The sequence below is a fragment of the Leadbettera azotonutricia ZAS-9 genome, from assembly GCF_000214355.1.
GTDB classification, from domain to species: domain Bacteria; phylum Spirochaetota; class Spirochaetia; order Treponematales; family Breznakiellaceae; genus Leadbettera; species Leadbettera azotonutricia.
Genome location: NC_015577.1, coordinates 352,100 through 373,454, shown reverse-complemented (window position 1 = coordinate 373,454; position 21,355 = coordinate 352,100). Strand labels below are relative to the sequence as shown.

Annotated in this window: 18 protein-coding genes and 1 tRNA gene; 10 read left to right on the top strand and 9 right to left on the bottom strand. The window is 49.9% G+C overall.

The features are described 5' to 3' along the window. Positions 1-5 precede the first annotated feature (5 nt). The 4 genes from TREAZ_RS01605 to adhE are packed head-to-tail and all read right to left on the bottom strand — an operon-like array spanning position 6 to position 5,377. Entirely contained in the window at positions 6-1,733 is a 1,728-nt protein-coding gene (locus TREAZ_RS01605) for a [Fe-Fe] hydrogenase large subunit C-terminal domain-containing protein (protein WP_015710039.1), read from the bottom strand. Between the two features lie 20 nt (positions 1,734-1,753). Continuing rightward, on the bottom strand, positions 1,754-1,996 hold the full coding sequence (locus TREAZ_RS01600; RefSeq protein ID WP_043922704.1) for a (2Fe-2S) ferredoxin domain-containing protein: 243 nt from the start codon (positions 1,994-1,996) through the stop codon (positions 1,754-1,756). A 13-nt stretch (positions 1,997-2,009) separates the two neighbouring features. Continuing rightward, positions 2,010-2,759: a phosphotransferase family protein gene (locus TREAZ_RS01595; RefSeq protein ID WP_015710037.1), complete on the bottom strand. Its 750-nt coding sequence runs from the start codon at positions 2,757-2,759 to the stop codon at positions 2,010-2,012. Next, positions 2,756-5,377, bottom strand: coding sequence for a bifunctional acetaldehyde-CoA/alcohol dehydrogenase (gene adhE / locus TREAZ_RS01590; protein ID WP_015710036.1), 2,622 nt, complete (start codon positions 5,375-5,377; stop codon positions 2,756-2,758). The genes TREAZ_RS01595 and adhE overlap by 4 nt, the downstream gene beginning before the upstream one ends. A gap of 303 nt (positions 5,378-5,680) precedes the next feature. On the opposite strand from adhE, the gene TREAZ_RS01585 reads away from it, so the two are divergent. The 9 genes from TREAZ_RS01585 to TREAZ_RS01545 all read left to right on the top strand — a co-directional run bounded on the left by TREAZ_RS01585 (position 5,681) and on the right by TREAZ_RS01545 (position 15,499). Next, the gene (locus TREAZ_RS01585; protein WP_015710035.1) at positions 5,681-7,195 is read left to right on the top strand and encodes an ABC transporter substrate-binding protein; all 1,515 of its coding nucleotides are present in this window, start codon (positions 5,681-5,683) and stop codon (positions 7,193-7,195) included. Next, on the top strand, positions 7,192-8,043 hold the full coding sequence (locus TREAZ_RS01580; protein WP_215904885.1) for an ABC transporter permease: 852 nt from the start codon (positions 7,192-7,194) through the stop codon (positions 8,041-8,043). Before TREAZ_RS01585 ends, TREAZ_RS01580 begins: the two co-directional genes overlap by 4 nt. A gap of 98 nt (positions 8,044-8,141) precedes the next feature. Next, entirely contained in the window at positions 8,142-8,954 is an 813-nt protein-coding gene (locus TREAZ_RS01575) for an ABC transporter permease (protein ID WP_015710034.1), read from the top strand. Then, positions 8,951-9,775, top strand: a complete 825-nt coding sequence (locus TREAZ_RS01570; RefSeq protein ID WP_043922703.1) for an ABC transporter ATP-binding protein — start codon at positions 8,951-8,953, stop codon at positions 9,773-9,775. Before TREAZ_RS01575 ends, TREAZ_RS01570 begins: the two co-directional genes overlap by 4 nt. After that, positions 9,772-10,539 carry an ABC transporter ATP-binding protein gene (locus TREAZ_RS01565; RefSeq protein ID WP_215904884.1) on the top strand — a complete coding sequence of 256 codons (768 nt, stop codon included), beginning with the start codon at positions 9,772-9,774 and terminating at the stop codon, positions 10,537-10,539. Before TREAZ_RS01570 ends, TREAZ_RS01565 begins: the two co-directional genes overlap by 4 nt. Before the next feature lie 75 nt (positions 10,540-10,614). Continuing rightward, the gene (locus TREAZ_RS01560; protein ID WP_083820219.1) at positions 10,615-11,868 is read left to right on the top strand and encodes a bacterial Ig-like domain-containing protein; all 1,254 of its coding nucleotides are present in this window, start codon (positions 10,615-10,617) and stop codon (positions 11,866-11,868) included. Between the two features lie 90 nt (positions 11,869-11,958). Then, positions 11,959-13,461 (top strand): sugar ABC transporter ATP-binding protein, encoded by a 1,503-nt coding sequence (locus TREAZ_RS01555; RefSeq protein WP_015710032.1) that lies wholly within the window; start codon positions 11,959-11,961, stop codon positions 13,459-13,461. Between the two features lie 9 nt (positions 13,462-13,470). After that, the gene (locus TREAZ_RS01550; protein ID WP_015710031.1) at positions 13,471-14,502 is read left to right on the top strand and encodes an ABC transporter permease; all 1,032 of its coding nucleotides are present in this window, start codon (positions 13,471-13,473) and stop codon (positions 14,500-14,502) included. A 52-nt stretch (positions 14,503-14,554) separates the two neighbouring features. Further along, positions 14,555-15,499 carry a substrate-binding domain-containing protein gene (locus tag TREAZ_RS01545; RefSeq protein ID WP_015710030.1) on the top strand — a complete coding sequence of 315 codons (945 nt, stop codon included), beginning with the start codon at positions 14,555-14,557 and terminating at the stop codon, positions 15,497-15,499. Positions 15,500-15,670: 171 nt separating this feature from the next. On the opposite strand, the gene TREAZ_RS01540 is transcribed toward TREAZ_RS01545, so the two are convergent. After that, positions 15,671-15,744, bottom strand: a tRNA-Ala gene (locus TREAZ_RS01540). A 154-nt stretch (positions 15,745-15,898) separates the two neighbouring features. Here TREAZ_RS01540 and TREAZ_RS01535 point away from each other — a divergent pair. Further along, positions 15,899-17,134, top strand: a complete 1,236-nt coding sequence (locus tag TREAZ_RS01535; protein WP_015709982.1) for an integrase catalytic domain-containing protein — start codon at positions 15,899-15,901, stop codon at positions 17,132-17,134. 179 nt (positions 17,135-17,313) lie between these two features. Here TREAZ_RS01535 and thiD read toward each other — a convergent pair whose 3' ends face one another. From thiD to TREAZ_RS01515, 4 genes are all read right to left on the bottom strand, one after another. Then, on the bottom strand, positions 17,314-18,129 hold the full coding sequence (gene thiD / locus TREAZ_RS01530) for a bifunctional hydroxymethylpyrimidine kinase/phosphomethylpyrimidine kinase (RefSeq protein ID WP_015710029.1): 816 nt from the start codon (positions 18,127-18,129) through the stop codon (positions 17,314-17,316). A gap of 169 nt (positions 18,130-18,298) precedes the next feature. Continuing rightward, positions 18,299-19,144, bottom strand: coding sequence for an aminoglycoside 6-adenylyltransferase (locus TREAZ_RS01525; protein ID WP_015710027.1), 846 nt, complete (start codon positions 19,142-19,144; stop codon positions 18,299-18,301). Position 19,145: 1 nt separating this feature from the next. Continuing rightward, on the bottom strand, positions 19,146-19,880 hold the full coding sequence (rlmB, locus tag TREAZ_RS01520) for a 23S rRNA (guanosine(2251)-2'-O)-methyltransferase RlmB (protein WP_342632989.1): 735 nt from the start codon (positions 19,878-19,880) through the stop codon (positions 19,146-19,148). Positions 19,881-19,915: 35 nt separating this feature from the next. Continuing rightward, complete coding sequence (locus TREAZ_RS01515; protein WP_015710025.1) at positions 19,916-21,325, bottom strand: MBL fold metallo-hydrolase RNA specificity domain-containing protein; 1,410 nt, start codon at positions 21,323-21,325, stop codon at positions 19,916-19,918. Between the last annotated feature and the right edge of the window lie 30 nt (positions 21,326-21,355).

The window sequence follows — 21,355 nt, the reverse complement described above, 5'->3', positions numbered from 1 at the left end:
TTGCCTCATTCACCTGACAAGCCTTCTTTCAGCTTGGTCAGGGCTATTTTTGTTTCCGCTGTAGTTTCGCCCAACAGGGATGCGATTTCCTGGACTGTGCGCATTTGTTTTTCTATCACTTTATCGGCAATGGCGATAGTCTCCTGATTGAACCTGGTTTTTTCTTCTTTTTTATCCGCTGCCTCGGTAATATCCCTCATAATACAGATGATAATATGGTAGCTTTTATCATAAATTATGGTCTGCTCCACATGCTTTTTATAATCGGCAAGATAGGTGCGCTGGTTGTAGCGGTTTTCTTCTTCGTCTTTCACTTCGATGAACGGGATAGGATCAAGGAGGCGAACAACCTGATCGCCAAGTATATCATGCTCGTTGATGTGGAGCATTTTGCAGGCAGCGTTATTTATCTGCTGCACTTCAAAACTTTCGTTCAGTACTATTATGGCATTGGGCGTATTTTTAATGATATCGTCGGAAAATGAGTTTGCCTTCTCGATGAGGTAGGGCAGGCACATGGTAAGGTTTGCTTTCCCTTCGAGCACCGCAAGAGCCTTGTCGCGGCAGGTATTGTACCCGCAGCAGCCGCAGTTTAATTCGTGCTCGGGCTTTGTTTTACCGATTTTCCGCAGTACTTCATCAATGGCGTTTTGCCCCAAATGCACTTTTCGTACCGCAAGCGAAGGGAAGCTTTTCGAGAGCGTTTTAGTGTCATATGCAAATACCGGATCGTCTTCGCTGCCTGCATAGGCATTAATGGCGATATAATCGCGTACAGGCGCGGTATTGCGCTGAATCCCGTTGGTGGCAGCCACATTCTGCATGGAAGGACCGCCGATACAGCTTCCGGTACAGGCGGACATTTCGATAAAGCACTTGTCCAATTTGCCTTTAATAATGTCTTCAAGGGCTCTTTGTATATTGGTCACACCATCTATTGCAAGGTACGTGTATTGGGGGTTTTCTTTCGCCATGGTACGCAGTATGCCGCCTGTTACCGGGAAAAGCCGGGTAAGGGTGTGCGTAACCGGGCTTTCTGTGTTCCTGGGAGCGCATTTGCCAATATCAATGCGTTTCTGCTTAAACCATTGGGATAACTCGGCAAAAGTAAGCACACAGTCCACAATACCGCCATAACGGTCAGCTTCATCCTTTTTGGAAATGCAGGGCCCGATAAAAATTGTTTTTGCCCCAGGATAACGGCGCTTAAGATCCACACTGTGGGCCTGCATGGGCGAAAGAAGAGGCGCAATATAGGGCAGTGCCTCAGGGTAGTATTTTTGCACCAAAAGATTTACCGAATGGCAGCAGGTAGAAATAACGATGTTCTTGTCCTCCCGCTTGACCATTTCATCGTATTGACGTTTGATAATGGCCGCGCCAAGGGCAGTTTCTTCAGCCCCCGCAAAACCCAATTCCTTTAGGGCTGTTTCCATCTGTTCAATGGAGAGGGCGTGGCTGGACTCGTCAGTATAATTGGCTGCAAACGAGGGCGCCAGGCTTGCGTATACCGGGGCCCCGCTTCCAATAAGGGCCTCGGCAATACTCACATCGTTCCGGATTTCTTTGGCGTTCTGGGGGCATACCACAAAGCAGCGGCCGCAAAGTATGCATTCTTCCGGTATAATCTGCGCCGAATTGCCGGTAAATTGAATGGCCTTTACCGGACAATGCCTGATGCACTTATAGCAATTTTTGCAATCCGCCGCTTTTAAATTTAAATACTCAGTCATCTGCTGCCCCCGGCTATGTATTATGCAAGTTTTTTCAGGACAGCTTCTTTAAAAAATGCCTCGACATTTTCGGGCTGCACCGAATGATAGGCTTTGTCCACCGTAACGGAAACACCGGTGTCGCATTTGCCCATGCAGAATACACCGCCCAATTCAACCTTGTTCTTCAGGTCATGTTTTGCAATGAGGGATTGCACTCCCTCAACCACCTGCCGCGAACCTTTTAGGTGGCAGGAACTTCCGATGCAAACGGTTATTTTCATTTTAACACCTCAATTACTCGTATTCTACGACATTTGCCCAATGGAGCAAAAATTCTTTTTCTGCGGGCTTTGCTTTCACCAACTGGGAAGCCGAAATAATGGACACCCACTTCTGCACGTACTGTTTTGCGGTATCGCTTTTTTTGCAGAATTTTTCCAGGTATGCGCCGGCGGCATCAATGTTTCCCGAAAGCCAGAACAGGAGATAGGTCTGAGCCGCATCTGCGGAGGCGTTCCCCTGGGTAGCATGTGACCAGTCGATGATATAGGCTTCGTCTTTATCGGTGATGATGATATTGCTGGGGTTAAAGTCGCCGTGGCACAGTTTTGTGTGCTTGGGCAGGCTTGCAAGCCTGGTGCTCAATTCATAGCGGGAGGAAGCGTCAAGGCCGCAGGCGCCTATCTTGCGCTGCAGTTTTTCTGTCAAAAGAGGCAGCCGCGTGGTTTTGTACCTGTGCATTTCCAGCTGAATGTCCACAAAGCGGCTCATATTTTTTTCGAAATTTGCCTTGTCCTTATCCATGATTTCCGCAAGGGTTTTGCCTTTGATGTACTCCCACACGATGGCCCACTTCCCGTCAACCTGGGTCACTTCAAGAAGCTTTGGCGTTTTTAAGGGTGTCTCGTTCACACAAGCCAGGTTCAGCGCTTCGGACAGTACATCCGATGCAGGGTACGAAGGGCCCATCACTTTGACAACCTTGTTCCCGTCAAGGTAGATGGTTTTGTCGGTCCTGACAGCGATTATTTTTTCAAGTTTCATGCTTTCTCCCCTTTCCCGTAATAGGCGTTAAGGTACATCTGCCTGATTTCTGCAATTAAAGGATAGCGCGGGTTAGCGCCAGTGCATTGATCGTCAAAAGCCTGCTCGCTCATTTCGTCCAGGCGGGCAAGAAAATCTTTTTCGTCGATGTTGTAATCCTTAATTGTCTTTTTGATTCCTATCGCGGATTTAAGCTTATCAATTGCCGCAATAAGACTGTCAAGTTTTTCCCCATCAGTTTTTCCTTTAAGGCCAAGGAAGTCGGCGATCTCAACATAGCGGGCCAGGGTATGGGGGTGATCGTACTGGGAAAAAGTCCCCATCTTGGGCGGTACTTCCACAGCGTTAAAGCGCAGCACCTCGTTTATCAAAAGGGCATTTGCAATACCGTGGGGAAGATGATGAAAAGCCCCGAGCTTATGCGCCATGGAATGGCACACGCCGAGGAATGCGTTGGCAAAAGCCATACCCGCCATGGTTGCAGCGTTAGCCATCTTTTCACGGGCAATAGCATCGTTGGCGCCATTATTGTACGCCGCGGGCAGATATTTGAAGATCATCTGCATGGACCTGAGGGCCAGCCCGTCGGTATAATCCGTGGCAAGCATGGAAGCATAAGCCTCCAGGTCGTGGGTGAGCGCGTCGATTCCCGATGCGCTGGTGAGCCCCTTGGGCGCGTTCATCATCAAGTCCGCATCTACAATTGCCATATCCGGCATGAGTTCATAATCCGCCAGAGGGTACTTCATGCCGATTTTTTCATCCGTGATAACCGCAAAAGGCGTTACTTCGCTGCCCGTCCCCGCCGAAGTAGGAACCGCGATAAAGTAGGCTTTTTCGCCCATTTTGGGGAAGGTGTAGACACGCTTGCGTATGTCGATAAAGCGCATGGCCATATCCTGGAAGTCGGCTTCGGGGTGTTCGTAGAGGACCCACATGATTTTGCCGGCGTCCATGGCGGAACCGCCGCCCAGGGCGATAATGCAGTCAGGCTGGAATGCCGTCATCAGGGCGGCGCCTTTCTTCGCGCAGGCCAGAGTCGGGTCAGGCTCCACGTCAAAGAAGGTCTCGTGGACGATTCCCATTTCGTCGAGCTTGCCGGTGATGGCTTTGGTGTATCCGTTTTTGTAGAGGAAGTTATCGGTAACGATATATACCCGTTTTTTGCCCAGCACATTTTTAAGTTCATCCAGGGCAACCGGGAGGCAGCCTTTCTTTATATAGATCTTTTCAGGAGCCCTGAACCAGAGCATGTTCTCCCTCCTTTCAGCAACAGTTTTAATGTTCATTAAGTGTTTTACTCCCACATTTTCGGAAACCGAGTTCCCGCCCCATGAACCGCATCCCAGGGTAAGGGACGGCGCAAGCTTGAAGTTGTACAGATCCCCGATACCGCCGTGGGAAGACGGGGTATTCACAATGATGCGGCAGGTCTTCATGCGGGAAGCAAATTCATCGATCTTGGCTTTATCGGTAACCGTGTTAAGGTAAAGGGATGCGGTATGGCCGTAACCGCCGTCGCGGATAAGCTGTTCAGCCTTGTCCAGGGCTTCGCCGAATGTCTTGGCCTTGTACATGCCCAGCACAGGCGAAAGTTTTTCGTGGGCAAATTCCTCGCTGATATCAACACTTTTAACTTCGCCGATAATTATTTTTGTAGCTTCCGGGACTTTCACCCCTGCAAGAGCCGCTATAGTGTGGGCCTTCTGCCCTACGATTTTGGCATTAAGCGCGCCATTAATGATAATGGTCTTCCGCACTTTTTCTGTATCCGCCGCACTGAGGAAATGGCAGCCCCGGGCCTGGAATTCTTTTTTCACCGCGTCATACACATCGTCCAGCACAATTACCGATTGTTCCGATGCGCAAATCATGCCGTTGTCAAAGGTCTTGGAATGGATTATTGAATTAACCGCCAAAATCACATCGGCACTTGAATCGATGACAGCCGGGACATTGCCTGAACCAACGCCGATAGCCGGCTTGCCCGAAGAATAGGCCGACTTCACCATGCCCGGCCCTCCGGTGGCGAGGATGGTATCCGCCTCTTTCATTACCGTATTGGTCATTTCGAGGCTCGGCTCGTCTATCCAGCGTATAAGCCCCTCGGGGGCGCCCGCCGCGACTGCCGCGTCCAGCACAATCCTGGCCGCCGCATTTGTGCTGCCCTTTGCCCTGGGGTGGGGGGAAATGATAATCCCATTGCGGGTCTTAAGGCAGATGAGGGTTTTGAAAATCGCTGTGGAGGTAGGATTGGTAGTGGGGATAACCGCCGCTATAAGCCCAATGGGTTCGGCAATCTTCTTGATTCCATAAGCCGCATCCTCTTCGATAATACCGCAGGTTTTGGTGTTTTTGTAAGCATTGTATATGTATTCCGCCGCATAGTGGTTTTTAATCACCTTGTCTTCGACAATGCCCATGCCGGTTTCTTCCACCGCCATCTTTGCCAGCTTGATCCGCGCCCGGTCCGCAGCGCAGGCCGCAGCAAAGAAAATCCTGTCCACCTGCTCCTGGGTAAAAGCAGCGTAGATTTTCTGCGCCGCCCGTATACCCGCCAGAGCCTTTTCCAGCGTCTCCGGACTGTTGACCGTCTCGTACTTTTTTGTTTCAGCCATTGCTGACCTCCTGTTTCAATCATAAACAAAACACTTATAATTTGAAAGTAATACCCAGGGATTCGCTTTCAAATCACTAATCGATAAATTTATATCAAATAGAAAAAGTTTTGTAAAGTACTTTTAGGAAAAAATCGATATTTTATTATCGATAAAAAATTATTGATATTGAGAGGTTATAGATGAATGAAAACATCGGGGTCTGTTCCTGATTTTAATTTCCAGGTTTTTTATCCTTCTTTGGTATATCTTCCGCTTGACTATTTTATTCCTATCGGATTACTATGATATAAGGAGTTCAACATGAAGTATTTTAAGTTACAGGGGCTTGCAGCAGTTTTGGCTTTGGCGGTATTTGCCGGGCAGAATCTGTATGCCAGGGCACAGAATGACCAATCCGGGGCAATCCCGGCTTCGGTAATTATCAATATCGGTTCCCTCTACGAACCTACCAATTTATCCAGTACTGAAGGGGGCGGCCAGGGGGTTACGGAAGCGTTTAATGGCAATGTGTACGAAGGCCTTTTTAAACTGACTGATGAGGGAAAAGTCGAAAACCTGTTAGCAGTTAACTATACCAAAAGCGCTGATGGACTTACCTACACCATTACCCTTCGGGACGGGGTGCGGTTTCATTCAGGAAAAGCCTTAAGCTCAGCCGATGTTAAGGCCAGCTTTGAACGGGCTGTCGCACCGGGTTCCCTCTCGGCCCGGATATCCAGCTTCAGGATTGTAAAAAGTGTTGCAACTCCTGATGCAAAGACCGTGGTTTTTACCCTTAACACCCCCTCTATTTCCTTCCTCTATAATCTTGCCTATTTATGGATACTTAATATTGACGGGAGGGATTTTAAAACTTCTGAGGATGGTACCGGCCCTTATGTCCTGGATCGGTGGACCCGGGGCAGTTCCTTAAGCATCAAGAAGTGGGACGGGTATTGGGGTACGCCGGCGAAAAATGCCGGGGTTGTATTCAATTACTTTACCGATGCCAGCGCCCTGAGCAACGCCCTTTTAAGTGGACAGATTGATATCATTACTGCGGTTCAAAGCCCCGATGGGATAGCCCAGTTTGAAAACAACCGCAAGTATGTGATCAATAACGGCGCCTCCACCACAAAGGAACTGCTTGCCTTTAATGATCGCAATCCTCCCTTTAATAACGCAAATGTCCGCAAGGCTATTTATTCCGCCGTTAACCGGCAAAAACTGCTCAGTTCAATTTGGGGGAATTATGGCTCCCTTATCGGTTCCATGGTGCCTCCGACTGATCCCTGGTACGATGCATCTTTGGTGAACGCCAATCCCTACGATATCAATCTGGCGAAACAGCTGCTTGCTTCCGGAGGCTATCCCAATGGATTTGCTTTTACCCTGGATACTCCAACTTATGATCCTCACCCCACGGTAGCGGAATTCTTAAAGAGCGAACTTGCCGCCGTTGGGATTACGGTGAATATTAATTCCATTTCTGCGGACGAGTGGTACACAAAGGTATATAAGGAGCGGAATTTCGCAGCCACACTGCAGGAGCACGTGAATGATCGTGATGTTGTATGGTATGGGAATCCCGACTTTTATTGGGGATACAGCAACCCTGAGGTAGTGCGGCTGGTGTCCGAATCGGAACAGGTAAACACTCCGGAAGAACAGACCCAAAAACTGCTTGAGGTCAACAGAACTATCGCCCGGGAGGCTGCCAGCGTCTGGCTCTACCTCTACCCGCAGATCGTGATCAGCGCTTCCAATGTTTCAGGGTATCCCATTAATGGGCTTAATTCCCAGTTTTACGCTTACAACATTGTAAAGACTAATTGACAAGATATCTGCTGCACCGGTTCTTTTTTCTGCTTGTCTCGTTCGTCATTGCACTGTTGGTGATCTTTATCCTGCTGCGGCTGCTTCCCGGCGATCCGGCGAATGCGATACTTCCGGCGGATGCCACGCCGGAACAGATCCTCGCGGCCAGGATAAAGACCGGTTCTAATTTACCCCTGGGGCAGCAATACCTTAATTGGTTTACCAGCGTCCTCAGGGGCAGCTTCGGTGATTCCCTGGTCTCGGGTATTCCGGTAGCCCCTGAAGTGGTTAAACGTTTTAGTGTTACCATCCCCCTGACCCTCATCTCATTTGTAATTTCATTTATAATGGCGAGTATCATCGGGTTTATCGCCGCATATAAAAACGGAACCTGGTATGCCCATGTGATCACATTGGGCACACAGGCAGGTATCGCTATACCGGCGTTTTGGGTAGGCATTATCTTTGTATGGATTTTTGCCCTCCGCCTGCATATACTTCCCTCTGGAGGATGGCCGAATAATGGCTGGTCGAATTTCGGGAAAGCCCTTGAATCCCTGATTCTGCCGGTACTCACCATTGTGTTTGTAATGACCGCGACCCTCTCCCGGTATATCAGGGCTAGCATTTTGAATATCCTGGATTCAGGGTATATCCGCACATCGCGGTCCCTGGGGTTTTCCCAGGGTTCATCATTTGTGCTCCACGGTCTCAGGAACGCCTATGTTCCGGTGGTTTCCATTTTGGGTATAGAACTCTCGTCTACACTTTTGGGAGCTGTTGTGATAGAGAATGTATTTTCCCTTCCGGGCCTGGGCTCCATGCTAACAAAAGCAATCGCGCAGCATGACTATTCTTCCATATAGGGAGTGATGCTTACCACAACTTTTCTCGTCCTGGTAATCGGCTTTTTTGCAGATGTTTTGCAGCGGGTTCTTGATCCCCGGCTGCGGGGCCAGCAAAAATGAAAAAAAACCTGCGGCTGTATGCCGCCATTCTGCTCCTGGCGCTTACCTTTCTCATAGCGGCGGTATCCCTTTTTTGGACACCCTATGACCTTGACGATACCTCAGGCGGACGCCTTGAAGGCCCAAGCCTGACGCATATTTTCGGAACCGACAGGCTTGGCAGGGATCTTGCCAGTTATGTGATGGTGGGCACACGGATAGCGTACATGGTCGGGTTCACTGCTACCATCATTGCAGCTTTGATCGGCGTTTTAATCGGTCTTCTGGTTGCATGGCTGCCCCAATGGGCGGACAGCGCAAGTTCGTCCTTTCTCGATACATTGATAGCATTTCCCACTCTGCTGCTGGCTATGCTTATCGGCGCGACCCAGGGAAGAAGTGTCTGGACAGCTATCATTTCAATAGGTATCGCCTGTTCCGCAGTTATTGCCAGGCTCACCAGGATACTGACAAAACAGGTAATGTCAAAATGGTTTTTTATCAGCGCGAAAACCTCGGGCACCGGCAGCATTGCCAGCACTTTTATCCATATATTGCCAAACATCTGGCAGGTTCTGTCGGTGAATATCGCCGTTATTTTCGGGGTATCTATTTTAGCGGAGGCGGGCCTTTCCTATTTGGGGCTTGGGGTGCCGCCTCCAAACGCTTCCCTGGGCAGGCTTATGCAGAATGCCCAGTCAACGGTGCTGACCGCCCCTCTCGGGGCCATCGTGCCGGGCCTGGCAATCATCGCCATCGTTATCGGCGTAAACCTGCTGGCAGACGCTATCCGTGACAAATACGGCGCCGGAGGGGGAATTGCTCAATGAGCGGGAATATACCGGAACGGCCGCTGCTGGAAGTCAGGAGATTAAGCGTCAGTTTGCGTAACACCCAAAATACCCTCATAAAAGGAATCAGTTTTTATATCAACCAAGGGGAGGTTTTGGGGCTTGTGGGTGAATCGGGGAGCGGCAAATCCCTCACATCCCTGGCGATTGCAGGGCTTTTGCCCAGGACCATGTATCCAAGCGGAAGCATACTGCTTAATGGAAATGAAATCATCGGGGCCCGCGAAAGCAGCCTAGTAAATATTAGAGGCAGGGATGCTGCGATTGTTTTTCAGGAACCAGGCTATGCCCTGGACCCATTAATGAAGACAGGGAAGCAAATCGCCCTGCCCCTGAAAAAACACTCAGGCCTTACAGGTATAAAACTGCATGATGCGGTTTTAGCTTTGATGGAAGAAGTCAAATTAAGCGATATTGAGCGTATTGCCGGGTCATTTTCCCACGAGATTTCCGGAGGGCAGAGACAGCGGGTTGCCATCGCCCTTGCCCTTGCATGTTCGCCAAAGCTGCTCATTGCGGATGAACCCACCAGCTCTACGGACGCATCAATTCAAAAGCAGCTTGTGGAACTGATTCATGATACCGCAGCGAAGCGGGGAATTGCGGTGCTTTTTATTTCCCATGATATTGCAATTGTCCATAAAATTGCCCGCAGGATTATTGTCATGAAGGATGGAACTATTGTTGAAGAAGCCGATGGCGACGCCCTTATTAAAAACCCTCAGCATGAATATACAAAGCTGCTTATATCCTCCGCGCGGAAATTAAGCCTTGGGGCAAAGAACCCGGGTTCATTGTGAGTAAAGATGTGAATACTGTTTTTGACCTTGCCAATGTGTATTTCGCTTATAAGGAAAAGAATATCCTTAAAAATATTTCTTTATCTGTTTCCAAAGGGGAAAGTCTCGGAATAGTCGGTGAATCGGGCAGTGGGAAGACAACCCTTTTATCCCTGCTCCTGAGGCTTTTCACGGTACAGCATGGAACGGTTAGTTTTTATGGTACATCACTTAAAACCATGACCAGGCAGGATATCAAGGTTTTCAGAAGCAGGGTTCAGCCGGTATTCCAGGATCCCTTTCTATCCCTTGATCCAACCCAGAAAATTGAAAGCATCATAGGGGAACCATTGGATTCATTAAAGCTGGCTGTGGATAAAGAAGAACGAAAGGCAAAAATCATCGCAGCCTTGCGCATTGTCGAACTGGATGAAGATGTGCTCCGCCGTATTCCTGTGGAATTTTCAGGCGGCCAGCGGCAGCGTATCGCTATCGCCCGGGCATTGGTTACCAACCCCGAGGTCCTTATTGCCGATGAACCTGTAAGCGCCCTGGATATCATCACCAAAATTGAAATACTCAATCTGCTGCATACCCTCAAACAAAACAAGGACTTTACCTTAATCATGGTCTCCCATGATCTCCCGGTGGTGGCGGATATTTCCACCCGGATCATCATGCTCGATAAAGGGGAGATTATCGAAGATGCGTCTGCCAGTGAGATACTTGCTGCACCGAAACATCCACGCACAAAGCAGCTCGTGGAATCAGGTATTGATTTGTAATTAGCGTATTTGCGCTTATTCAGGGTAAATGCGCAAGCCTTGCCATTTTTGCCGATTTATGATAAATTTTCTGTCATGAGAAAGCAATGCGCTGTTGTATCGTTACTATCACTTGCGATTCTATTTTCCGTCCTGGTGGGATGCAAGACCCTGGAAAGCGCTTCTTTGCAGAGCGGTCCGTTTAAAACCGTTTATGGGCAGGGAGAGGATCTCGATTTGACCGGGCTTGTAGTGATGGGTACCTATAGCGATGACAGCTACAGACAGGTTCAGGTTAGCCCTGCCAATATCTCCGGTTACAACAAGCACCAACCGGGAACGCAAAACCTTATGATTAATCTCAGCGGCAACAGCCTTTATTTTTCGGTGGAGGTTAAGCCGCTGCTGGCCCTCACCATTACCCGCCCTCCGACCAAGACAATTTACCGCCAGGGAGAAAGCCTTGACCTCACCGGCATTATCGTTACGGCGACCTGGGAAGGCATCAAAGATGGGTACTTCCCGCTTGCCAGCCTTTCAGCATCTTCCTTTGATCCTATGTCCCTTGGAAGCCAAATTATAAGGCTCAACGGCGAAGGTGTAATCGCAGAAGTGGAAGTCCAGGTAAGGCCCTTGTCCACTCTGGCGATTACAAAGCTGCCAACAAAAACCCTCTACAGACGGGGCGAAAAGCTTGACCTTACCGGCCTGGAGCTTACCGGAACCTGGGAGGGTCTCGGAAGCAGCGTCATTCCTTCAAGCTCCATCCTGGTTTCTGAATTTGACAGTATCGCTTTAGGGAACCAGAATATCGTCCTTTCTTATTCAGGAAAGTCGGCTAATTTCAGGGTCGCTGTGGTGCCGCTCCAATCCATCACAGTTACCAGAACGCCTTCAAAAACCGTTTACAAAGAAGGCGAAACTATTGATCTTGCCGGCCTGGAGCTTACCGGATTTTGGGAAGGCATAGGGAACAGCCTCATTAACATTGATGCCACCACTGTTTCAGGGTTTGACACTACAAAAGCGGGAACCCAAACGCTGAGAATTACCATAGAAAACAGAACCGCAACTTTTCCCATAACCGTAATCGGCCTCTCGTATATCGAAATACGGCAACTGCCTGAAAAACGGGTATATGCGCTTGGCGAAAGCCTTGATATCTCGGGGATGATAGCCCTGGGGATTTACACCGACAATACCAATGAACTTATCCCGTTGCAGCAATTAACTATCAGCCGTTTTGACAGTTACCGCCTTGGCGAACAGACTATTGTGGTTTCTTTTAACGGCAGGACAGCGACCTTTACCATTACGGTTGTACAGTCGGGAGCAGCGCAGCCAAGGTGATGGCCTGATTCGCGGATGTGAAATGCGCGGCAGCAATGCGTTTTCTTTCTTCTTGACAATACTCCAATAGTGCTGTATATTTTTACTACTATGGGCGATTATATAGTTGAACTGGAAAATATATGCAAAGCATTTTCCGGTGTTCCGGCCCTCAAGGATGTCAGCTTCAATCTCAAAGCCGGGGAAGTTCATGCCCTCCTGGGTGAGAATGGGGCTGGAAAGTCCACACTGGTCAAGATTCTCAGTGGGGTCTATACAAAAGACTCGGGCAATATCAAGGTTTTCGATGAGAACATCGACACCCTCAATCCAAAGACTGCATCGGAATTAGGCATAGCGATAATACATCAGGAACTGAACCTGTGTTCGCACCTCACTGTTGCCGAAAATATATTTCTTGGGAAAGAATTGACCAAACATGGGCTGCTTGACAAGCGGGCTGCAAACGAGAAAGCCCGGGAACTCCTCCAAAGTCTCAATATCGATATAAATCCGGAATTGCCGGTCGGCGATCTGCAGGTTTCCAAGCAGCAGATGGTGGAGATTGCAAAAGCCCTCTCGAAAAACGCACGTGTTCTGATCATGGACGAGCCTACTTCGGCCCTTACCGCAACTGAAATTGAAGAACTGTTCAAAATTATCCGAAACCTCAAAGAAAAAGGCTGCGGAATTATCTACATATCCCACAGGCTGGAAGAGCTTCAGCATATTGTTGACCGAGTTACTGTTCTCCGGGACGGTACGTATGTCATCACCCAGAACTACGCCGAAACTACCCAGCAAAAATTGATTTCCTACATGGTCGGCCGGGACATAAAAGAAAAGTTCCCCCGTGTCGAGTGCACTGTCGGGAAGACTGTGCTGGAAGTTAAAAACCTCAATGCGGGCCGGCTTGTACGGGATGTGAGTTTTGAACTGCATGAAGGCGAAATCGTGGGGATAGCCGGTCTTATGGGCGCAGGGAGGACCGAAACCACCCGGGCCCTGTACGGTATTGACCAGAAACAGTCGGGAGAAATAATCCTTGATGGCAAGCCCATCACCATAAACAAGCCCGTGGATTCCATCCGGGCAGGGATTGTGCTTATCCCGGAAGATCGCAAAAAAGACGGGCTATTCACCAAGCTTTCCGTAAAAAGCAATATCGGTCTTCCGAATCTCGATATGCTTTCAGATATTTTCGGGATTGTAAGCAAGAGCAAAGAAAAGGAAATGGCGCTTAAATCCGTTGACGATTTGAAGATAAAGCTGTCCACCGTAGAAAGCGATGCGGCGAATCTATCCGGAGGAAATCAGCAAAAAGTCGTGGTAGGCAAATGGATGTCCAGAAGTTTCAGGGTTGCGATCTTTGACGAACCTACACGGGGCATTGATGTTGCGGCCAAAATAGAAATTTATAATATCATAAACAAACTTAAGCAGGATGGCGTCGGCATTCTTTTTGTGTCCTCCGAAATGCCGGAGATACTGGGAATCTCGGACAGGATCCTCGTAATGTGCGATGGCAGAATAACCGGCGTAATGTCCAGGACAGAAGCTACCCAGGAAACGCTTTTGGATCTGGCGACAAGGTTCGAGAAAAAGATAGCATGAGGAGACGTTATGGGCATTAAGTTAAACGGCATTCAAAGGGCTTTCCGTGCGCGGGGCGTCGGCCAGGTTATAGTCGTATCGGGCTTTCTCATCGTATTGCTGGCGATCTTCCAGATGCTGAACAACAACTTTCTGGGCCCAAGAAACATCCAGAACCTGCTCAGACAGATCGCGCCTTTTATTATAGTCGGAATTGCCCAGTCCTATGTACTGATCACAGGCAATATCGATCTTTCCATAGGTTCTGTGCTTGGCATGAGCTGTATGATTTCAGCGACTCTTATGACCCATAATGTGCCGCCGGTATTTGCTGCGGGGATTGCGCTCATTGCATGCATGGTTGTCGGAGTCGCCAACGGTTTCCTTGTTGCCCAGTTCAAACTTCCGCCCTTCATCGCGACACTCGGGACGATGACGATAGCAAGGGGCATAGCGCAGATTAGCAACGGCAGCCGCAATACAAGGGCTATAGATTCAAGCGAAAATTACAAATTGATAAGCCCCGAAGCTGCCGAGTCTTTGCGTTCACAGATAGAAGCTTTTAAAAATTTCTTTTACTATCACAAGTTCGGATTTTTATTCTCTACGATTATAATCGCTTTGGTAATCTGGTTCATCTTTAACTTTATCCTTACCAGTACCAAAATCGGCCGCCACATGTACGCGGTCGGCAGCAATATCGAGGCGGCCAAAATGTCCGGCATAAGCGTGCTCAAGGTTACCATGGTAGCGTATGTGGTCAGCGCCCTCTGCGCAGGAGTTGTCGGGCTTATCCAGACAGCGCAAAGCGGTACAGGGGACATGAGCGCCGGGAACACCTACGAGCTTTATGCCGTCGCGGCAAGTGTTATTGGCGGTGTAAGCACACTTGGCGGACAGGGAATATTGCTGGGTACAATTGTCGGGGCCGCCATTTGGTCAACACTGTCGAACGGTCTTTCCCTTGCAAATGTTCCTATAGCGATCCAGAATATAACAGTAGGTATTATTGTCGTGATTTCCGTGCTGTCCGATGTGATAATCAGGCAGCGCAAGAAATAGTTGTTTCGGGCATTTTGCCTTGAAATAAAATCATGTTTATGGAGGAAAGAGTATGAAATTACTCAAGATGTCGGTAATTGCGGCGCTTGTCATGTTGATGGCAGCGGGCAGTGTGTTTGCCAGCGGCGGAAGCCAGAGCTCGGGTGCAAAAAAGATTAAGATTTACTTAATCACAATGGATCAGATGGATGCACACTGGCTTTCAGTTGACGCAGGTGCAAAGGCAGCAATCGCCGAGCTCGGCGCGGATAAATTCGAATACCATTTCGACTCCCCCGAGAAAAAAGACGATGCCGCCCAGATCAACAAGGTCAACAACGCTGCTGCCAACAAAGCAGATTACATCCTGTTGGCTGCCAACAGCGCAGACGCCATTAACGGCGCCATCCAGGAAGCCAGCAAGGCAGGAGTCAAGTTTATTTATGTCGATTCTCCTGCTACCTGGTCCGGAGCTCTCGCAACAATTGCAACAGACAACAAAGCCGCCGGCAAGACAGCGGGCGAAGAGCTGCTTAAAACGCTCAACGCTGCTGGTACTAGCTCGGGAAGCATTGGCATTGTTAACGTAAACCCCTCAACAGACTCGGCTGTAGCCCGGGAAGCAGGTTTCCGCGAGGCTTTTGCAGGAAAAGGTTTTACCCTCCTTCCCACACAGTATGGTGAAGGCGACCCCGTTAAATCACAGGAAATCGCCGCCAATTACATCACTCAGGGTGTAGTGGGTATTTTCGGAACCAATGAGGGCAGCACCGTTGGCGTAGCCAATGCGATCAAAGGGTCCAAGGTACTGGGAATTGGATTCGACAAAGGCGGATCGGTTCTTGACCAGATTGAACAGGGTGTCCTTGTCGCCACCATGGCCCAGAATCCTGAAACAATGGGATCTTTGGGTGTAAAGAATGCCTATACTGATTCTACTGGCGGAACCATTGCTCAAAAGAGCGTTGACTCCGGCGCCACTGTAGTAAACAAGGCAAATTTGGCAAAGTTCAGATAATCCATTTTTGCGTAATTAAAACTGCGCAAACAACATCGGTGCAAGATGTGGGGCTGTTTGGGAAATGCTTCCCGGACAGCCTTTTTTTTGTTTTGCGCCTTGCTTAGTCCGAAAGGCTTTCTGTGACATTTTTAAGGTAATGCTAAATTAGACGGCTGATTTTTACTTTAGTGGAGGTGGTCGGAATTGAACCGGCGACCTGTTGAATGCCATTCAACCGCTCTAGCCAACTGAGCTACACCCCCAAAGTGCCCTTCCAGCTTATACTTTGAGGGCGAATGTGTCAAGTCCTCGCGTTGCCTCATGAATAATCTAACCCAAAACAGGGAATGCCTCATAATAAAATTCTAACCCAAATTATGTAGCCTATATCCGGTAACAAGGGTACCGGAGGGCTCAATGGGGTTAACGATGAAAGAGAAACAGGCGCTTGCCAGAGAAATCAGCAAGCGGTATCGCAAAGCCGGGAAAAAGGGCAAGACCGCTATCCTGGACGAGTTTGTCCAGAACACAGGGTACAACCGGAAATACGCCCTGCACCTTTTGGCGAATTGGGGGAGAACGGAACTGGTCAGACTGGCCGGAAGGGTTGTTAAGCTCAAGGCCGATGCGTTTAAAAAACGAAAAGCAGGGGGAGGGCGGAAGCCGGTCTACCAGGCGGCAACGATAAAAGCCCTCAAACTGATTTGGGAGTTCTTTGATTACATGTGCGGGAAAAGGCTTTCCCCCTTCCTCCGGGAACAGATGCCTTTCCTCAATCCCTGCAAGGAGTTTGGCATCACCAAGGAGGTAAAGGCGCAGCTGCTTGCCATAAGCCCCGCCACCATCGACCGGAAGCTCAAGCCTGAACGGAAGAAGCTGGAATTAAAAGGACGGAGCGCCACACGGCCCGGCGGCCTCCTCAAGCACCAGATCCCCATCCGTGTCTTTTATGCCTGGGATGAGAGGAAACCGGGCTTTTTTGAGCTGGATACGGTGGTTCATGACGGCGGAAACGCCTCAGGCGAGTTCTGCTGTACCCTCAATGCCACCGATGTCTATTCAGGCTGGGTGGAGCTCCGCGCCCTCCTCAACAAGGCCCATCGCTGGGTTAAAGAGGAGGTGTCTCTCTTCCCCTCCCAGTTTCCCTTCCCCCTTTTGGGCATCGACAGCGATAACGGCGGGGAGTTCATTAATTACCAGCTCAAGGCATGGTGTGACGAACACCGCGTCCAGTTCACCCGCAGCCGTTCCTACCACAAGAACGACAACTGCTTCGTGGAGCAGAAAAACGACATGACCGTCCGCAGGACCGTGGGGTACTATCGCTATGACACCCTCCAGGCCAGAGACGCCCTGGCCGAGGTCTACCGCCATCTCTGTCCCCTGCTCAACTATTTTTACCCTTCAGAAAAAATAATCGCCAAGGAGCGGATAGGGGCCAGGGTCAAGAAGGTGTACGACAAACCCAAGTCGCCCTACAGGCGCCTCTTGGAATCCCCTGACCTTCCTGATACATTCAAGGACGAGCTTCGACGCAGGGCTGCCCGTCTCAATCCGGTCAAACAGAAACGCCTGGTCAACCATGCACTGATGGCTCTCTTCGAGCTTCAGAGCCAGAAGTCCCTTGCTGCTTCGGCTCTTGAAGATGTTTAGCCACGGTTAGATTTTTATTGTGAGGCAGCCGTTCCTTTCGGTTAGATTTTATTTTGAGGCATTACGGTCCTTCGGACTTGGCTCTTTTAAGGTAACGATTGACTGGCCGCTGTCGCGGCCTACGGGTCAAGTACGGTAAACCAATGAATGCTCATACTCCAATCTTCAAAAACCTAACCTTACTCAAAAAGCTTTCCGGCCCTCCAGGCTGAGGGGTTTCCAGGGCCGACCCATTGGTTGAGGGCGAAGGAGTTTTTCAGACTGGTAGTGATGAACTTTTTGGCAAGGGCTGTTGCATCGTGAGCGGAAAGACCTCGGGCCAGGCCTGAGGCTATGGCGGCGGAGGTGGTGCAGCCGGCGCCGTGGTTCCAGGATGTTTTGATGAGTTCGCCTTCGAGGAGTTCAAAATTCTTGCCGTCGTAGAGGAGGTCTATGGCTTTGGACTGGTTGGGGAGTTTGGCGCCGCCTTTGATGAAGACGTGGCGGGCGCCTTTATTATGGATGATTTTTGCGGCTTCCTTCATTTGGTCAATGGTGACGATTTCTTTGAGGCCCGAGAGTTGTTCGGCTTCAAAGAGATTGGGGGTGACGACTTCGGCCAGGGGGAGGAGTTTTTCAGCTACTGCGGCGTTGAGTTCGGGGTTGAGGGCCTCGCCTGCGCCTTTGCAGACCATCACGGGGTCCAGGACGTAGTTTTTTATCTTGAAGGAGCTGATGTATTCCTGGGTGAGGGCAACGGCGTGGAAGGTACCGAGCATGCCGGACTTGGCGGCAGCGGCGCCAACACCTTTGAAGACCGTCTCGAGCTGGGAGCGGAGGGCATCTTCGGCTATGGGGTAGACCTGGTGGGACCAGCCCTTGTCGGGGTTCATGGTGGCGATTACGGTTACGGCTGCCATGCCGTAGAGACCGTATTCCTCAAAGGTCTTGAGGTCAGCCTCAAGACCTGCGCCTCCCGAGGCATCGGAACCAGCGATTGTTGCAATTTTGATCATTTTATACCTTCCTATGGTTATGCTGCTATATAATAGTATTCCTATTGAATTTGTCAAGAGCTATGGAAAGATGGCTTTATCATGTATTAAAAAAATGAACGGAGAAATAGTGCATACCAAAAATATGTGTATGTTGATTTAAATCAGGTTCTCCCGGGGGACGGCCGGGCTACCTGGATTTGAGTCCTTCAATATAGGCAGTAACCTTTTCGTCGTAATCGGGATAAGCAAAGCCTAAGTGTTTTCCTACCAGTTTTGAGGATTCCCGGAAAAGTTGCAAAGTCTCGTTAAAGGCGGTCCGTATATTCTCTTCAGTATCCATCTTAAAAGTTGACCTCAGGCGCTTCCAGGTTTCTTCGGGAAGATGTTTGCTGAGGTATTTATAACTTTTCCCGACGCTGAGTGAAAAACCGGTTTCTATTCCAACCTGCCAGGAGAGCATTTGCAGAAGCTGTTCCCTTACCCAGCTGTTCAGATGACTCGCCGCATAGAGGAACTCATGCCGGTAAAGACCCTTAACTACATAGGTCGAGACCCACCAGAATTCATTGCAGCAATCATCATAAAAAGCGGCTGAGGGTTTTTTGACATGGTAGTCTTCATCAGACGGAGGAGGAATAGGATCAATACGATTATCTTTGTCCAACAGTATTACTGTCAATCTATCGCCCTTAACATTGGGTTCCAAAAATTCCAGGGGAACCAGGGTAAGGTCTATGCGGTTCCTGTCTTCAAACTGCATGAGGTATGCGTAGGTATCGGGATATTCGGATGGAAAGAGGGACATATCTTCGGGGGTTTGCAGAATGACCCGTTTGCCAAAGACATCTATCCAGGACGGATCGCGTATGAATGATTCCCTTTCTGTTACCAGGTATACAATATCGTAATCCTGAAAATCATCTTTGGGAGCATTGGTGTTGGTGCGCGAACCATTCATCCACACTGCCCGTATGCGCTCATCCTTTTGGGCAACCCCGAGGATGAGGGCCATCATTTCTCTTTCGCTGCGCATGTCACTTTTTTTTCTTCTTTTGGCGGGTTACTTCGTAAAGCAGTATTCCTGCTGCCACTGAAACGTTAAGCGAATCGATGCGGCCCAGGGAGGGAATGGAAATCAAGGCGTCGCAGTTTTCCCTGAGAAGACGGGAGATACCTGTTCCTTCGCCGCCAAAAATCAGGGCGGTGCGGCCCTTGAGGTCTTTATCCCAGGAAGATTCGCCCCCCATGTCGGCGCCGTAGATCCAGAAGCCTGCCTGCTTTAAGTCCTCTACCGCACGGGGAAGGTTGGCGGTTTCTGCCGAAGGAACCCAGGCCGAGGCGCCGGCTGAGGTTTTGGAAATTACCTCGGCATGTTTGGCGATGCGCCTGTTGCGGGTAATGACGATATCCACGCCGAACTGATCGCAGGAGCGGAGTATGGCACCGTAATTGTGGGGGTCTGTGATTTCGTCCAGCACTACCGCAAGGGCTTCTTTACGGTCTCCAAGGCCGGCAAGGAATTCTTCGAGGGTGATGTCCGCCCCCGCGCTGGGTTCGTCCACTTCAAGCACGACGCCTCGGTGATCCGGGGCCAGACGGTCAAGATCGGCAGTACCTACGCGGTCTATGCGTATCTTCTTCTCTGCTGCCAGATCTGAAAGTTCCCGGGCCCGGGGGCCTGCTTTGGCCACTAGGAGGGGGCCGCACGCCCTACCCGATTTTATGCGCTCTTCAATGGCGTGAAAGCCTGAAAGATATATCATGTCCATTCCTTAAAATACGATTTTGCGGGAAATACCGCCGATTATTTCAACTCGTAGGTGTTCCCGTATTTAACCACATCTACGTCAGAAAATCCTGCCGAGGCCAGATGCTGCTTAAACGCCGCCTGGGCTTTGGGCTCGCCATGAACCATGAATATCCTTTTTAGACGCGAACAGTCCAGGGACTTAAGCCAGGAGATGGCCTCTGAATAGTCGGCGTGGGCGCTGAAGGCGTTGATTTCTTCTACCGCAGCGCGGCGCTGGAACCATTGGCCATGGATTTTGACTTCCCCTTCTTTGTTGCGTATGCGCCTGCCCAGGGTATTTTGCGCCATGTACCCTACGCAAAGCACGGTAGTGTTGGGGTCGCCAATGTTATGGATGAGGTGATGCTGGATACGGCCGGCTTCGCACATACCGTCAGCGGAAATAATGATGAGGGGGCCTTTCATATCATTCAGATCCTTCGATTCCTGGACACTGGTAGTAAAATGGAGCGAATTAAAACCAAAAGGATTTTTATGGTGCTTGATGAAGGCGTCTTTTATTTCCTCGCTGTAACATTCGGGGTGAATCTGGAAAATCGTAGTGGCGTTGGTTGCCATGGGGGAGTCCACGTAAATCGGGATTTCCGGAATTATGCCCTCGTCCACGAGCATGTGAAAATAGTAGACCAGCTCCTGGGTGCGCTCTATGGCAAAGGCAGGGATGAGGATCTTGCCCTTGGCAGCCACTGTGCGTTTTGCAATTTCCGCCAGGCGTTCCATGGCATTGTCGGCGTTTTCGTGGAGCCGGTCGCCGTAGGTGCTTTCGAGAATGATATAATCCGGGGCAGGAGGACGATCCGGATCGCGTATAATGGGCTTTTCCTTGCGGCCCAGGTCGCCTGAAGCAAGTATGCGCACTTCCCTGCCGTCTTTTTTTACCGTGATATAGGCCATGGCCGAACCCAGGATGTGGCCTGCATCATAAAATTCCAGGTCGATCCCATCGCCGATAAGCATGGGCCTGTTGTATGAGACACCCACCATCTGGCTTGTAGCCTGGATCGCATCCTTCTCCTCGTACAAAGGGGTCCATTCAAACTTCTCGCCTTTTTTGTGGGCCTGTTTGCGGAGATACTCGGCGTCACGGGCCTGTATGTTGGCGGAGTCCATCATGATGAGGCTTGCAATGTCCCGAGTGGCAGGGGTGGCGTAAATGTTGCCCTTGTAGCCCTGTTTCGCAAGGAGGGGGAAGAGACCGCAGTGGTCAAAGTGGCCGTGGGTCAGGATCGCTGAATCAATTCGGTCTGCCGCTATGCCGAAATTGCGGTTCTTGCGATCAGCCTCGGCACGGCTGCCCTGAAAGGCGCCGCAGTCTATGAGATAGCTTTTTCCGTCGATTTCCAGCACATGCTTGGAGCCTGTCACTTCTTCGGCAGCGCCGAGGGAATAGAAATTTATATTCATATTTCTTCCTTATTATCACCATACCATATT

What these genes read in the sequence shown, in the direction of transcription:
- TREAZ_RS01600 (WP_043922704.1), bottom strand. Translation starts at nt 1,996, where the DNA reads ATGAAAATAACCGTTTGCATCGGAAGTTCCTGCCACCTAAAAGGTTCG.
- TREAZ_RS01550 (WP_015710031.1), top strand. Translation starts at nt 13,471, where the DNA reads ATGGGCATTAAGTTAAACGGCATTCAAAGGGCTTTCCGTGCGCGGGGC.
- TREAZ_RS01525 (WP_015710027.1), bottom strand. Translation starts at nt 19,144, where the DNA reads ATGCGCAGCGAAAGAGAAATGATGGCCCTCATCCTCGGGGTTGCCCAA.
- thiD (WP_015710029.1), bottom strand. Translation starts at nt 18,129, where the DNA reads ATGATCAAAATTGCAACAATCGCTGGTTCCGATGCCTCGGGAGGCGCA.
- rlmB (WP_342632989.1), bottom strand. Translation starts at nt 19,880, where the DNA reads ATGGACATGATATATCTTTCAGGCTTTCACGCCATTGAAGAGCGCATA.
- TREAZ_RS01555 (WP_015710032.1), top strand. Translation starts at nt 11,959, where the DNA reads ATGGGCGATTATATAGTTGAACTGGAAAATATATGCAAAGCATTTTCC.
- TREAZ_RS01535 (WP_015709982.1), top strand. Translation starts at nt 15,899, where the DNA reads ATGGGGTTAACGATGAAAGAGAAACAGGCGCTTGCCAGAGAAATCAGC.
- TREAZ_RS01595 (WP_015710037.1), bottom strand. Translation starts at nt 2,759, where the DNA reads ATGAAACTTGAAAAAATAATCGCTGTCAGGACCGACAAAACCATCTAC.
- TREAZ_RS01575 (WP_015710034.1), top strand. Translation starts at nt 8,142, where the DNA reads ATGAAAAAAAACCTGCGGCTGTATGCCGCCATTCTGCTCCTGGCGCTT.
- TREAZ_RS01545 (WP_015710030.1), top strand. Translation starts at nt 14,555, where the DNA reads ATGAAATTACTCAAGATGTCGGTAATTGCGGCGCTTGTCATGTTGATG.
- TREAZ_RS01605 (WP_015710039.1), bottom strand. Translation starts at nt 1,733, where the DNA reads ATGACTGAGTATTTAAATTTAAAAGCGGCGGATTGCAAAAATTGCTAT.
- adhE (WP_015710036.1), bottom strand. Translation starts at nt 5,377, where the DNA reads ATGGCTGAAACAAAAAAGTACGAGACGGTCAACAGTCCGGAGACGCTG.
- TREAZ_RS01560 (WP_083820219.1), top strand. Translation starts at nt 10,615, where the DNA reads ATGAGAAAGCAATGCGCTGTTGTATCGTTACTATCACTTGCGATTCTA.
- TREAZ_RS01585 (WP_015710035.1), top strand. Translation starts at nt 5,681, where the DNA reads ATGAAGTATTTTAAGTTACAGGGGCTTGCAGCAGTTTTGGCTTTGGCG.
- TREAZ_RS01570 (WP_043922703.1), top strand. Translation starts at nt 8,951, where the DNA reads ATGAGCGGGAATATACCGGAACGGCCGCTGCTGGAAGTCAGGAGATTA.
- TREAZ_RS01515 (WP_015710025.1), bottom strand. Translation starts at nt 21,325, where the DNA reads ATGAATATAAATTTCTATTCCCTCGGCGCTGCCGAAGAAGTGACAGGC.